This is a genomic window from Actinomycetota bacterium (assembly GCA_030019255.1).
In the GTDB taxonomy this organism is placed as follows: domain Bacteria; phylum Actinomycetota; class Geothermincolia; order Geothermincolales; family RBG-13-55-18; genus Solincola_A.
This window is the reverse complement of record JASEFK010000007.1, coordinates 121,148-133,987: the sequence shown is the minus strand read 5'-3', so window position 1 is coordinate 133,987 and position 12,840 is coordinate 121,148. Positions and strand designations below refer to the sequence as shown.

Here is a 12,840-nt window from a genome sequence, read left to right as displayed (position 1 = left end):
TGGGTCCGTGCACAAGGTCCTGGCCTGCTTCTTTATGTCCCCACCTTCAATTTTATCCCATCCGTCTCCGGGGATTCAGGAGGCAGGATGAGCCATCGCGAATTGGGGAAGGTGCGATGGGTGGCTCATCCGAGCCTCCTCCCCGCGAATGCAGCCGGATCTTTACGGGGCGGTTGTATGATATGACCGCGGTCATTTTCTGTCAATCTCGTCTCCGTCGAGGTAGAACGGAAGCTCTGGAAGGTCTCCCGCTGAACGGGAATCGTTTCCCCTCACCCCTCGGGAACGACCTCCTCTCATGCACTCCTCCCTGCCCGGCGGCTACGCCTGCGGACCACGTTGGCCACGAAGGATTCTATCTCCTCCTGGAGCACGCTGGTGGGGGTCATACGCCGGATCCAGGAATCTCCCTGCAGGCAGAGGACGGGGGCCCCGGTGCGCTTCATTATCTCCTGGCGCACCTGGTTGATGACGCTCCAGGTCTGCTTGCAGGCGTGGTGCCCGGAGTAGATGGCGCAGTCGGCGCGCAGGTCACGGATGAACCCACACATGTCCTCTATCCAGGTAAGGGACATGGAGGAGGACCCCATCTGCCTGGTCATGGGATACTCGAAGCAGGTTTCCGCCAGGCCCTCAAGCATGCTCTCCCGGGAGGAGGTGTCCACGAAGCGGGGCTGGCACAGGGAGAGGACGTCGTTCAGGTAGGTTATGCCCCGCTCCTCCATCCAGTTGAAGAAGCCTAGGAAGTCGAAGTAGTACCCGATATAAAGCCATATACAGCGGGCTACCTCCTCCGAGGCGGGGTACTCCCCGGCCTCCAGGCGCTTCCTGGAAAGGTTCACCATGGCGCGCATCATCTCCGTTCCCTCCGGGCGGCCCCAGCGGGTGAAGCGGGTCCCGTAGGTGAAGAGGGAGAAGATGTTGGGCACCGGGCAGGGAGAGAATTTTTTCAAGTCGTACAGCTCGTAGTAGAGCTCCGCGGCGCGGTTGGCCTCCTCCAGCACCTCGCGCATGCGCTCCTCGTCCAGCTCCTCACCGATCATCTCCTCCAGGCGGCGGAGGAAGCCCAGGAAGTAGCGCCGGTGGAGCTTCCTCCCCCGCGGCCCGGTCTCGGTGGGTTTCTCCAGGATCACCTGCGGTATGCCCATGTGCAGGGAGACGAACTCGTGGATCTTGGAGTTGGCGTCGCAGGCGCCGGGGGCGGACTGGACGATGATGTCCGGCTCGAAGTCCCGGCCGGTGAGGACGGATCCCAGCTCGATGGTGGACGAGGAGCAGAGGAAATCGGGTATCCCCAGGCCCATGGCGTAGTCCCAGTAACGCTCCCCCTGCCCCTCCAGCACGGAGACTCCCAGGGTGGTGAGCACCTCGCTGGTGAGGGGAACGGCATTCCGGAAGAGGTAGATTATCTCGGGGGGGAAGTTGAAGGGGACCAGGATCACCTTGCGCCCCTCCTCCCGGGCCCGCCGGGCCTCGCGTATCCAGCCCCCGATCATGGTTATGAAGTCCAGGCTCACCTCGCGGAAGCGGGGGGAGAGGAGGGCGCGCATGGAGCGCGAGGTATCCGGGGGAAGCAGGTGGAGCAGGCCCTCCACCTCCTGGTCGCTCATCCCCCTGGGAAGATCCATGGCCACCTCGATAAGCTCCTCCACCCTGCGGAAGAGCCCGTCGCCGATATCCAAACCCCGTGCGGCCATTCTCTCACCCCTCCGTTCTCAGACGCCGCCCGTCGGCAAAGCGGCCACCCCGGAGCCTCTCCGGCCGGAGATGCGCTCCAGGAAGGCCTGCACCCGGGTGCGTATCCGTCCCAGGTCGGCGGGGGAACCGTATTCCTTCTCCAGGACCAGGACCGGGATACCGCGTTCCTCCAGGTCCAGGCGCAGGCGCACGTTCTCTACCCCGTGCAGGTCGCAGAACTTGTTGTACACCAGCACGGCGCCGTCCACCCTGGCCCTCTCCGCCGCCCGGAGGATGAACTCCAGCCGGGAAGGGTAATCGTCGAACATGCGGGGACACAGCAGGTGCCGCAGGTAGGCCTCCGCGAGGGCGGGGATGGGCTCCCCTTCCACCTCCGGAAGCTTCCAGAAGGTACGGGTCCCGTAGCAGAGGGCGTCGGTGACCACCAGGCCCCCCAGGTCCTCGATCTCCCCTACCAGCTCCGGCTCGTCGGTGGCGCTCCCGGCGAGGAGGAGCCGGGCTCGGTAGCCGCGGATCTCCCTTCCCTGGACCTCCTCCAGGAGTTGTTCCAGGAGGGCATCGAACGCCGCCGGGGGCAGGGAGGACTCCAGGAGGAGGGCGGCCAGCGCCTCCTTTCCGGTGAGGGCCGGGTTCTCCCTCTCCCGCAGGGAGAACAGCTCGCGCATCCTCTCGCGGCGCCGGTTGGCCGCCCGCACCGCCTCGGAGAGGGCGGAGTCGCCGATATCTACCTGGAAATAGTTGGCAAGTGATTCCCGGAGGAGCTCCAGCTCCTCGGCGAAGAATTCCAGCGATTCCTCGGTCACCAGGTGGGGAACCTTGAGATAGTGGAAGAACCCGGGGTTCGTGGTGCGGCTCCAGTTCTCGAACATCCCCCGCAGGTGGTCGCATCCGTTGGTCTCCACCAGCCCGTCCAGAAAATCATAGGCTCCCTCCAGGGCCAGCTGAAGGCAGGCGCGGCAGAACCCGCAGTTGAAGCGGGAGAGGTAGGCGTCAGCGTGGTCGCGCTCCGGTTTCCCCAGGGCGCGCAGGCGGTAGGGCAATATACCCGCGGCGTCGAAGATCTCCCGCGGCGTGGCCACGCAGGTATATCCCACCACTTGCCCGCCACCTTCCTTCCATTCCCGGAGCCGGGGCGGTACCAGTTTCCGGGCCATCCTGCAGAGTTCGTCCATGGACTCCCCCTCGCCTTCGCATGCTTCTTCGCGGCGGTAAGATGGGAGGAGAACGGCTCACCGTCCCCCGCGGGTTGATCAGGGCCGGAGAAGAAGCCTCCCTCGCCGCCGCACGGGCCGCGACAGCCTTTCGGACGCGGGTTTATTCTATGTTCACCCCCGGGGCAGGTACAAGTGGGGATATCCCCACCCGGAACGGGGGATTTCCCGCTCCCGGCCCATGCCCTTACTTTCCGCGCTCCCAGGCTTCTTCTTGGCTATCGACGCGGGTCAATGGCCGAGGAGGCCTCCCAGTATCCCTCCCGCCGGACCGCTGTCCCCGGTCCTGGGCTGCTGGAGGCTGGTCTTGGGAGCCTCCTCGCTGGGCTGCACTACCACGTACCCCTCTCCCTGGAAGGCCAACTGGAAGAGCTCGCCGTGGGTGGAGCCGAAGATCCCCTTCAGGCTGGAGAGGTTGGCGTCCACGTGCAGGGTGGGGTTGAGGCTCTGGGACCAGGCGATGGTGGCGTTGGGGTCGGTGAACACGGGCTGGTCCGGGGTAACTTTCAGGGTCATGGGCTCTCCCTTGGATATGAGGGCCAGGTAGCCGGTCCCCTGCAGCTCCACCGTCCACAGCCCCCCGGCCATCATCCCCGCTGCTCCCTTGATCATCTTGATGTCCCAGGAGATGCTGGGGGTGAAGGCCAGGAGGTTAAGGGCCTCCACGGTGATGGATTCATTGTTCAGGTAGAGAAGCACGATGTCGTTGGCGGCGTCGGCCAGGAAGAGGTCCCCGGTGCCCTGCGCCAGCATGAGGGTGAAGGATTCTCCGGAGACGGCCTTCTTGATCCACTTGTCCACCCCACCGCTCCCCTGGCGGACGAAGCTTATCCTTCCCTGGTAGGCGATCATGGAACCGGCCTTGGCCAGCACCTGCCCGCCGCAGGCGTCCATGTTCACTCGCAAGAGCTTCTTACTCTGCAGGCTGAAGGCGTCGGGGCTTTCCACCTCCATGGACTGCCGGACCAGGGCCGCCAGCGAAGTGGGCGCGAGGTCCCCATTACGGGTTGAGGCGGCGGGTGGGGCGGAAACCGCCTGGGCCTGCGCCGGAGTAGCCTCCCGGGCTTGTGACCCGGAAGGCGCGTCAGGCATGGTGCTTCCGGGGACGCTACCAGGCGCTTTCAGCTGTTGTCCGCAGAAACGGCAGAAGGAAGCCGTGTCGTCGTTTTCCCGATTACAAGCCGGACAGAGCATCCTGAACCTCCTTTATCTCCCGGGTTTAGCCTTCCGAAGACCGATCGCCGAGCGTTCCCCGCGGGCCCAGTCACGGACACCGCGCTTTCCGATCTCCATTATCCCGAGACTTATTGTTATCCTACCCCGTTAAGGCCATCCGTAAAATGGAAACCCCGCGGAAGGCCGATTCTCAGCGGCGACCCTGTTGGGCCTTTTTCTCACTCGAAGTACGTGGATTTATCGACCGTGCACCGCCTCGGCAGGATCAAGGGGGAACGAATGCCCCGGGACACCCGGCGCTCCGGACGGTGCTTTCCGGCGCTTTCACCTGGTGTCCGTGGGGGTCGTTTTGAGCGATCTGACGTGGCATGACGCCTGGTAACTGGAAATATTACGGGAGAGCGGAGCGTTTGCTGAAACCTCATATCTCCGCCGTGGTCCTCTCTAGCGTCTCCCCCTTCCTGTCCGTGAAGGTGAAAGAGAGCTCGCCCCGGGGCTGGAAATCTTCCCTTTCCGCCACTACCAGGTGGAAAGGACTGGTGAGCACCTGGGCGGTCATGCTTCCCGATTCCGGTTCCACCACTTCCACCTCCACCCGGACCTCGGTTCCCACCTGCACCGCCCGCACCACGGAGACGGCGTATCCCGACGTGCTCCTGGGTCCCTGCATGGCGGCGATGACCACCTGGCGCGAGAAGTTGATCTCGCCCGCCGGAAGTTCCAGGCCAGAGAGGAATAGGAGCCGCTTTAGTGCCTCATCGTCCTCCAGCACCAGGAAAGCGGGTCCGGTTTCTCCCCCGGTGGCCGGTTGCTCGAAGCGCCCGTAATCGCATACCGAGCCCTGCATGAGGGTCCGCAGGGGTATCTCCCTTTCGGGAGCCCCCTTTCCCGCCATCTCCTCCTCGCCGGCCTTATCGCCCCCGCACCCGTAGATGGCGACGGCGGAGAGGGCCGCCAGAAGGAAGGCGAGCAGAAAGGCCGCCGGGCGTCTCGTCGACGACCTGCCCATAACCTTCCGTCCCGATCGAACCTTCGTCTTCCTGCCGCGTGCGCCGGTGAGGCCGGTCCACGCTACGCAATGCTACGCAATGATTATAACCCGCGCCTTGCCCGGGCGCGTACGACCCACCACCTTGTGCCCGTAGCGCATACTCTCCGCGTCGCTCGCTTGGCGCCGCGCCTTGCATCGAAGTTGGGGGTCGCCCGCCGGCAGCTGGTCGTGTTACGGAAGAAAATGGAAAATATTTCCTATGGGGTGCGCGACTTCTGCGCCGCCTGGCGGCGGCCGGCGGCGAAGTGTGAGCCGGGAAGAGGTTCCGTGGAGTGGTTTCTCCTGCCGCGCCGTCCTTTTCCCGCGACGGCCGCCCCTTGAAGATACCGTTTGGTAAATGAGCCGAAATCCGTTATATAATTATAAAGCCGCGCAGCGGCTCGGAGGGCGCAAGGAGACGGCGGAAAGGAGTTTTCCCGCTGTCCTGAGGAGGTGGTAAGGGATCGTCGGGGGAGACCCCGGAGGAAAGAAAGGAGAGGGTATATGTCGGAGATAAGGTTCGACGGACGCGTCGCAGTAGTGACCGGGGCCGGCGGCGGCCTAGGTAGGGAATACGCCCTGCTCCTGGCCAGCCGCGGGTGCAAGGTGGTGGTCAACGACCTGGGCGGGGCCGTGGACGGAACGGGCGCCGGGACCACCGCCGCGGAGAAGGTGGTGCAGGAGATCAAGGACGCCGGCGGGGAGGCGGTCCCCAACTTCGACAGCGTGGCCGACTGGGAGGGCGCCCAGAACATCATCAAGACGGCCATCGACAACTACGGGAAGATCGACATCCTCATCAACAACGCCGGCATCCTGCGCGACAAGAGCTTCCTCAAGATGGAGCTGGAGGATTACGAGAAGGTCATCGCCGTCCACCTCAACGGCACCTTCTACTGCTCCAAGGCGGCCTGGCCCTACATGCGGGAGAACAATTACGGGCGCATCGTCTCCGCCGCCTCCGCTGCCGGTGTCTACGGCAACTTCGGGCAGGCCAACTACGGAGCGGCCAAGATGGGCATCATCGGTCTAATGCACGTCCTCAAGCAGGAGGGAGCCAAGTATAACATCCTCTGCAACACCATCGTGCCCATCGCCGGAACGCGCATGACGGCCACCGTGCTGCCGCCCAACCTGGTGGAGATCCTCAAGCCCGAGTACGTGGCCCCCATGGTGGTGTGGGCTTGCTCTGACCGCTGCAACTTCTCCGGTTACACCTTCGTGGCCGGGGCCGGTTACTTCAGCCGCACCGCCTTCATGGAGGGCCCGGGGGTCTTCCTGGACCCGGCCCAGGGGATCACCCTGGAGATGATCGACGAGAACATCGATAAGATCGTCTCCCTGGAGGGCGCCCGGACCTTCGAGAACGCCACCGAGCAGACCGGCAACGCCCTTTCTAAGCTCAACCTAGGATGAGCCGGCGGGAAGGCAGGACGGCGAGTCGAGGAAGGAGTTGAATATAAGATGCCTATCGACCTTTCGGTAGTGGGGAAGGAGCTGCCTGCCCTGGATTACGAGTACACGGTTCGGGACGTGATCCTCTATGCCCTGGGGGTGGGGGCCGGGTACGAGGACGACGAGCTGAAGTTCGTCTACGAGAACGGGCTGCAGGTGCTGCCCACCTTCGGGGTAATCCCTCCCTTCCCGGCGCTCATGGGACTGGTGAACGTGGAGGGCGTGGACATCAACTTGGTGATGCTGGTGCACGGGGAACAGTACCTGGAGATCCGCAAGCACCCCATTCCCACCCAGGGCAAGCTGACCTCCAAGCCCAAGATCGCCGCCGTGTGGGACAAGACCAAGGGCGCGGTCATCGACCTGGACGTGGAGACGGTGGACGAATCCGGAGACGTGGTCTTCTTCAACAAGTTCTCCAGCTTCATCCGGGGAGAGGGCGGCTTCGGCGGCGAGCGCGGACCCGAGCCGGGCAACGAGCCTCCGGACCGCGACCCGGACAAGGTGGTGGAGATGAAAACACTCCCCATCCAGGCCATGATCTACCGCCTGTCCGGGGACTACAATCCACTGCACATTGACCCCAACTTCGCCAGCATGGCGGGCTTCCCCAAGCCCATACTGCACGGCCTGTGCACCTTCGGGCACGCGGGTCGGGCGGTTCTCAGGGAGTACTGCGGGAACGACCCGGCCAAGTTCAAGGCCATCAAGGTGCGCTTCAGCCGTCCCGTGTGGCCGGGAGACACTATCGTCACCCAGATGTGGCAGGAGTCCGAGGACAAAATAATCTTCCGGTGCACCACCAAGGAGCGTCCGGAGGAGTACTGTATCACCAACGCCGCGGTGTGGCTCAACGTGTAAGGCGGGCTATGGTGAAAAGAGGGGCGGGCCTGCCCGCCCCTCTTTTACTCTGGTTTACCGGGAAAGGGAACCCCTCCGGCTAGAACCCGGTATCTGCCCGCCGTCATACCGGCGAATAAGGGTACATCCGCGGTAGGGGACCGATTTTCGATCCTCCTGTCGATTTGCGCTCAGAAACGGGGAATGAAGTCCTCCTCGCGTACCAGCTCCATGGAAATGGCCTCCTCGGGACAGGTGACCATGCACAGCCCGCACCCCATGCACTTCTCCGGGTCCACCGTGCTGACCTGGGAACCCTCCTCTCCGGCGAGGGAAAGGGCCCCGAAGAAGCACCGCTCCAGGCACGTTCCGCAGCCGCTGCATTTCTCCGCGTCCACCCGGGCCTGGAAACGACTGGGATCGCATAGGTTGATGCCCTTGGAGATGAGGGTGAAGGACATGCAACAGTCATCGCAGCAATTGCAGATGTAATGGCTGTCCGTGGTCCGGTTCATGGTCACGTGCACCAGCCCGGCCTCCTCGCACTCCCGGATGATGTCCAGGGCTTCCTCCACGCTTACCTCGCGACCGCTGCCCCTTTCGATGGTGTATTCCGCCGCCCTTCCCACCTGCAGGCACACCTCCAGGGGCTTGTCGCAGTTGCCCTCTATGAGGCGGCAGGTGCACTTGGTGACCGCCACCCTTCCGGAATCCCTTATGATGCGCTCCACGTCGTCGAAGGCCAGGATGCGCGAGCGGGCCTCCACTGGCTGCTGCACGGTGACGATACGGGAGAAGGGCTTTGGAAGCATCCTGGAGACCATCCCGGCGAATTCCGGCCACTCCTCGGCCATGAAGCGTTTCCAGAGCCGGTGGTACTCGGGAGGGGCCTCCGGCCAGAGTATGGAGGCGTCGTGGAACTGCACCAGGTCCCGGCACATGCGGTAGACCGTCCCCTGGGGTTTCTCCGACTTGAAGATCAATCCCTTGCGGAAGAGGATATCCAGTCTCTCCTTAACTACGTCCTCGGGAAGCCCCACCTTCTCCGCCAGCTCCGGGAGGGTGCCCGGAGTGGCCAGGAGGATGCGCGCTTCCTCCTCGTCGGCGATCATGCGGAAAAGCTCGGGTATGAGCTTGCTCTGGGGCATGAGCACCCTGCTCGCCAACTGCTGGTAGAGGTCCTCGTCGTTCATGTGCCTTCCCCTTTCTCCATCCTGCACCGAGAGAACACGATAGGGATATTATAAGCCGGGAGCCGCCGCCGGGGACGGTTACGGGTGCCTTCGACGGGAACATGGTTCCGGCGCATCCGATTGCTGGTCAGTGTCCCCCCGAATGACCCGCTTCCTCGGCGGCGGCTTGAATGGGGTGATTCTCTTCCGCTCCCTCCTGCGTGGCATGATCCCCCGCCTCTTCAACGTGGACCTCCTCCTCCCCGCTCTCGTGCCCGTGCTCTTCCACTGCGCGGGGCATGAGGGCGGTGGCGGACTCCCGGTAACCCGCAGCCGCTTCGGATAGGAGTTCAAGGAAGCTCAGATGGGCTTCCTCGCCACCGGCCGGTACCCTCACCCGGCTCATCTCCCGGACACCTTCCTCCAGGATCAGGGCCGTCTCCTCCAGGATCCCGGCCAGGTCCTCCTTAAGTTCCTCCTCGTTCCCGTGATCCAGGGCGGCCACCTCCTCGCCCAGTTCTCCGAGCCTGGAGGTCAGTTTTTCGTTGATCTTGCGAATTTCCCGGAAGTAATCCTCCCGGTCCGCGCTCCCACAGCCCGCGAGCGAGAAGAACGCACCGAGCAGAAGGGCCGACACCACAAGAGATACGGTTTTCTTGACCATACAGGTTCACTCCTTGATTTCCCCGCGGAAAGCGCGCTTCAGGCCTCTATAAGTTTAACGTCACATCGGCTCTTGACGCCCGCAATGACTCCTGAAAATGCCGCGCCACCCATGAACGGCACGCCAGTTCCGGAGGCATTGCATAATCAGTGCTTTCTTCGGTCAGTTTCCGAGCATTCGTGGAGATAGTATACACCAAGGAGCTACGAAAAGAGGCGGACCTTGTGTATCTCAGGATATCGGTCCGAAAGTATGCCATCGAATGCTCCCCTGCCACGGCCCCTTCTTCCGGCTCCGGAATGACCAATGGGAGAGGGCCAACACCGCCCCTGCGCCGTCGGCGTGCAGCGAAGAATCCCCATCCCATTAAGGTAATGATCGATGAAAGGGAATGAATAACGCTCCCGCGCCGGCAGCTGGGCTAAGGCCGGGCCGAATGATCGATGAAAGCGGACGAAAGCCGCTCCCGTGCCGGCCGGCATCAAATGCGGTGAGAACGGGCATGAATACCTTGATTCGGCGGGAGTACACGTGGAATCCCTAACCTGGGGGTCGGCTCGGCCAGGGAGGCTTCCTTTTCCGTCCAAGTTTAACCTACCGGTTAAGGAGGAACCATAAAGGTGATCGCGAGGGCAGCGAAGGTTGTACCGAACGGCCCGGCGGAGTCGGCGTAAGCGGGCGGGGAGGGCTGCGACCCTCCCACGGCGGGTCGGATAGGACGGGGCCGAGGAGTTGTTAGACTGCCGAGGTGGTGCGGGATAGGAGGTCGGCCGGGGGTGTTTCCCCCGCCGGAAATCGAGAGGGAAAGGAGGGGACTATGGATCCCAAGGCGGTACAGAGGATGACCCTGGAGGGTATGCGGCACTTCTTGCGCATGACCTTCGACACCCTGGCCTCCTTTCAGGAGCAGATGGAGAAGATGTGGAGGACCTTCCTGGAGCAAGCCGGGGAGGTGCAGAAGGAGGGCGAGAAGATGCTCGCCGAGTGGCTGGAGAACCTGCGCAAGGGAAGGGAGGAACTCCTGCGCAACCTGGAGGACGGGTTGCGCCGCATGGAGGAGCTCCTGGGGCAGGATTGAAATCGTCCCCCGCTGTCGCGGGCGGCCCGGTTGGATCAAGGAGGGCGATATGGCGGAGAACGGCGGGAGCCGGTTGGAGTGGATGGAGACCTGGAGGAGGTGGCAGGAACTCCAGGCGGAGGCCTTCCGGTTGTGGCTGGAGGCCTGGGGAAACACCCTTTCCGGTGCCTTCCCCGGCTGGAGGACTCCTTCAGGCGGGGAGGGGGAGAGGGAGGCGGGCGCCGGCGGGGCCGTGTCCCTTTTCCAGGAATGGATGGAATATAACCGCGATCTCATGTCCCGTTTCGGGATCCCCGTAACCGGGGTGGGGCCGGAGACCTTCCTTCGGACCTTCCATTCCGCCGAGATATACGGCGAGCTGTATTCCCTGTGGATGGAGATGGCGGAGGATTACCGCCGCGCCGTGGGGGAGAAGGGGGAATTCGACCTGGAGGCACTGCACGCCTTGCTGGACAGGTGGGCCGAAAAGTACCGGGAGCTGGTGGACAAGGTCTTCACCCCCGCCCTTCCCGAGCCTTTGCAGTGGGTGGCGGAGCTCTATTCCGGGGAGATACCCCTCCTGGCCGGAGGACTCACGGCCCAGTTCTGGGCCCCCTGGGCGGAATTCGCCCGCTCCATGTCCCGGCGGGGCTTCAGCCTTGAGCGTCCCACCCCGGAGACGGCGCTCAAGGTCTACGAGGAATGGAGGAAGGCCTACGAGGAGAGCTACGGGCGGCTGCTGCGCATGCCGGCCATGGGGTACTACCGGGAGTCTATGGAAAAATATGCCAAGACAATGGATTCCCTCAACGAGTTCGGCATCGCGCTGGCCGAGTTCTACGCCGCCCTCCAGGGCGCCGGGATCAAGGGTTTCGAGAGGCTGCGGGAACGGATGGCCTCCATGCGGGAGGAAGGCGGTGACGGGCTCATGTCCTTCCGGGACTTTTACCGCCTGTGGTGGCAGACCAACGAGGACATCTACGTGGACCTCTTCCGTACCGAGGAATTCTCCCGCCTCCTGGGGCAGCTGGTGGACAAGGGGATGGAATTCCGCTCCGCCTTCCAGGCTTACGTGGAGGAGATATCCAAGGAATTGCCCTTCCCCAACCGCTCCGAGATGGACCACCTCTACCGGACCCTGGACCGCCTGAAACGGGAGGTAAGGTCCCTGAAGAAGGAGCTGCGGGAGATGAGGGGTGCGCCGACCGGTTCGGGAGGGGAGGGATGAGCATGTTCCGCGAGTTCCTGGACCCCAAGTTCTTCCTCCGGGAGCTGGAGGATATCAACCGCAAGGTGGTCAAGGGGGCCGAGATACTTTTAAGCATCCCCGACGTGGACGTGGAACCCACTCCCAAGGAGCTGGTCTTCGAGGAGGACAAGATGCGGCTGTTCCACTACCTCTCGCCGGGGGAGCCGCGCTGCCCGGTGCCCGTGCTCATCTGTTACGCCCTGGTCAACCGCCAGTACATGATGGACCTCCAGTCCGACCGCAGCCTCATCCGCAACCTCCTGGGGGAGGGCCTGGACATCTACATCATCGACTGGGGTTATCCCGACCACGGTGACCGCTACCTCACCCTGGAGGACTACATAGATGTGTATCTCAACGACTGCGTGGACCTGGTGCGGGAGCGGTCGGGGGAGGAGCGCATCAACCTCCTGGGGGTCTGCCAGGGAGGGACCTTCTCCGTGATCTACGCCGCCCTGTACCCGGAGAAGATACGCAACCTGGTCACCATGGTCACCCCTATCGACTTCCACGTCACCGACGGCCTGCTCAACGTCTGGAGCCGGCACATGGACGTGGACAAGATGGTGGATACCATGGGCATCATCCCCGGCGAGTTCATGAACGTGGGTTTCCTCATGCTCAAGCCCTTCCAGCTCATGGTGGACAAGTACGTGGGCCTCATGGACAACCTGGACGATCCGGCCACGGTGGCCAACTTCGTGCGCATGGAGAAATGGATATTCGACAGCCCGGCCCAGGCGGGGGAAGCCTACCGAAAGTTCATCAAGGAGCTCTACCAGCAGAACAAGCTTGTCAAGGGGGAGCTGGAGATAGGGGGCCGGCGGGTGGACTTGGGGAGGATAACCATGCCCCTCCTCAACATCTACGCCACCGAGGACCACCTGGTGCCCCCCGCCTCCTCCATCCCCCTCAACGACCTGGTGGGAAGCGAGGACAAGACGCTGTACGGTTTCCCCGGGGGGCATATCGGGATCTACGTGAGCTCCCGATCCCAGAAGGAGTTGGCCCCCATGGTCTCCGGGTGGTTGGTGGAACGCTGTCCCGGCGCGAAAAAGGGCGGCAGGGTAAGGGGAAGCTCGGGGAAAGCGGCCTCCGCGAGGCCGGCGGGGGCATCCGGCGGGGAGGCCTCCGCTTCCACCGCCGGCAGGCCCGGGAGCAAGGCGACAAGGGCTCCCGGGAAGCCTTCCGGGACCTGAGGAATCCGGTGGCGGACCGCGTTCACCGGCCGGATGGAAGACCGCCCTGGAGGGTGGGGGGTGATTCCGGGACCCGATACCTGGATGAC

General features: G+C 63.5%; 11 protein-coding genes. 5 read left to right on the top strand and 6 right to left on the bottom strand.

Annotation, left to right across the window (positions count from 1 at the left end):
• Positions 1–296: 296 nt before the first annotated feature.
• The 4 genes from QME84_08055 to QME84_08040 form a co-directional block, all read right to left on the bottom strand.
• Entirely contained in the window at positions 297–1,697 is a 1,401-nt protein-coding gene (locus QME84_08055; protein MDI6874219.1) for a 2-hydroxyacyl-CoA dehydratase family protein, read from the bottom strand.
• A gap of 18 nt (positions 1,698–1,715) precedes the next feature.
• Positions 1,716–2,870, bottom strand: coding sequence for a 2-hydroxyacyl-CoA dehydratase family protein (locus QME84_08050; protein MDI6874218.1), 1,155 nt, complete (start codon positions 2,868–2,870; stop codon positions 1,716–1,718).
• A gap of 270 nt (positions 2,871–3,140) precedes the next feature.
• The gene (locus QME84_08045; protein MDI6874217.1) at positions 3,141–4,103 is read right to left on the bottom strand and encodes an AIM24 family protein; all 963 of its coding nucleotides are present in this window, start codon (positions 4,101–4,103) and stop codon (positions 3,141–3,143) included.
• A gap of 403 nt (positions 4,104–4,506) precedes the next feature.
• Positions 4,507–5,094 (bottom strand): protease complex subunit PrcB family protein, encoded by a 588-nt coding sequence (locus tag QME84_08040; protein MDI6874216.1) that lies wholly within the window; start codon positions 5,092–5,094, stop codon positions 4,507–4,509.
• Between the two features lie 525 nt (positions 5,095–5,619).
• Between QME84_08040 and QME84_08035 the strand changes: the two genes are divergently transcribed.
• Both QME84_08035 and QME84_08030 read left to right on the top strand, forming a co-directional pair.
• Positions 5,620–6,531: an SDR family oxidoreductase gene (locus QME84_08035; GenBank protein MDI6874215.1), complete on the top strand. Its 912-nt coding sequence runs from the start codon at positions 5,620–5,622 to the stop codon at positions 6,529–6,531.
• Positions 6,532–6,579: 48 nt separating this feature from the next.
• The gene (locus QME84_08030) at positions 6,580–7,431 is read left to right on the top strand and encodes a MaoC/PaaZ C-terminal domain-containing protein (protein ID MDI6874214.1); all 852 of its coding nucleotides are present in this window, start codon (positions 6,580–6,582) and stop codon (positions 7,429–7,431) included.
• Positions 7,432–7,601: 170 nt separating this feature from the next.
• Here QME84_08030 and QME84_08025 read toward each other — a convergent pair whose 3' ends face one another.
• Both QME84_08025 and QME84_08020 read right to left on the bottom strand, forming a co-directional pair.
• Positions 7,602–8,603 carry a 4Fe-4S binding protein gene (locus QME84_08025; GenBank protein ID MDI6874213.1) on the bottom strand — a complete coding sequence of 334 codons (1,002 nt, stop codon included), beginning with the start codon at positions 8,601–8,603 and terminating at the stop codon, positions 7,602–7,604.
• Between the two features lie 127 nt (positions 8,604–8,730).
• A complete protein-coding gene (locus QME84_08020) occupies positions 8,731–9,246 on the bottom strand; it encodes a hypothetical protein (GenBank protein ID MDI6874212.1) in 516 nt (171 codons plus the stop codon).
• A gap of 817 nt (positions 9,247–10,063) precedes the next feature.
• Here QME84_08020 and QME84_08015 point away from each other — a divergent pair.
• From QME84_08015 to phaC, 3 genes are read left to right on the top strand one after another with little or no spacing between them, the layout of a single operon-like run.
• A complete protein-coding gene (locus QME84_08015; protein ID MDI6874211.1) occupies positions 10,064–10,324 on the top strand; it encodes a hypothetical protein in 261 nt (86 codons plus the stop codon).
• Between the two features lie 49 nt (positions 10,325–10,373).
• On the top strand, positions 10,374–11,531 hold the full coding sequence (locus QME84_08010) for a poly(R)-hydroxyalkanoic acid synthase subunit PhaE (protein ID MDI6874210.1): 1,158 nt from the start codon (positions 10,374–10,376) through the stop codon (positions 11,529–11,531).
• Positions 11,528–12,751 (top strand): class III poly(R)-hydroxyalkanoic acid synthase subunit PhaC, encoded by a 1,224-nt coding sequence (gene phaC / locus QME84_08005; GenBank protein ID MDI6874209.1) that lies wholly within the window; start codon positions 11,528–11,530, stop codon positions 12,749–12,751. The genes QME84_08010 and phaC overlap by 4 nt, the downstream gene beginning before the upstream one ends.
• Positions 12,752–12,840: the final 89 nt, after the last annotated feature.

Excerpts from the sequence above, each read along its gene's own strand:
- QME84_08055 (MDI6874219.1), bottom strand. The coding sequence starts at position 1,697 with ATGGCCGCACGGGGTTTGGATATCGGCGACGGGCTCTTCCGCAGGGTG.
- QME84_08050 (MDI6874218.1), bottom strand. The coding sequence starts at position 2,870 with ATGGACGAACTCTGCAGGATGGCCCGGAAACTGGTACCGCCCCGGCTC.
- QME84_08045 (MDI6874217.1), bottom strand. The coding sequence starts at position 4,103 with ATGCTCTGTCCGGCTTGTAATCGGGAAAACGACGACACGGCTTCCTTC.
- QME84_08040 (MDI6874216.1), bottom strand. The coding sequence starts at position 5,094 with ATGGGCAGGTCGTCGACGAGACGCCCGGCGGCCTTTCTGCTCGCCTTC.
- QME84_08035 (MDI6874215.1), top strand. The coding sequence starts at position 5,620 with ATGTCGGAGATAAGGTTCGACGGACGCGTCGCAGTAGTGACCGGGGCC.
- QME84_08030 (MDI6874214.1), top strand. The coding sequence starts at position 6,580 with ATGCCTATCGACCTTTCGGTAGTGGGGAAGGAGCTGCCTGCCCTGGAT.
- QME84_08025 (MDI6874213.1), bottom strand. The coding sequence starts at position 8,603 with ATGAACGACGAGGACCTCTACCAGCAGTTGGCGAGCAGGGTGCTCATG.
- QME84_08020 (MDI6874212.1), bottom strand. The coding sequence starts at position 9,246 with ATGGTCAAGAAAACCGTATCTCTTGTGGTGTCGGCCCTTCTGCTCGGT.
- QME84_08015 (MDI6874211.1), top strand. The coding sequence starts at position 10,064 with ATGGATCCCAAGGCGGTACAGAGGATGACCCTGGAGGGTATGCGGCAC.
- QME84_08010 (MDI6874210.1), top strand. The coding sequence starts at position 10,374 with ATGGCGGAGAACGGCGGGAGCCGGTTGGAGTGGATGGAGACCTGGAGG.
- phaC (MDI6874209.1), top strand. The coding sequence starts at position 11,528 with ATGAGCATGTTCCGCGAGTTCCTGGACCCCAAGTTCTTCCTCCGGGAG.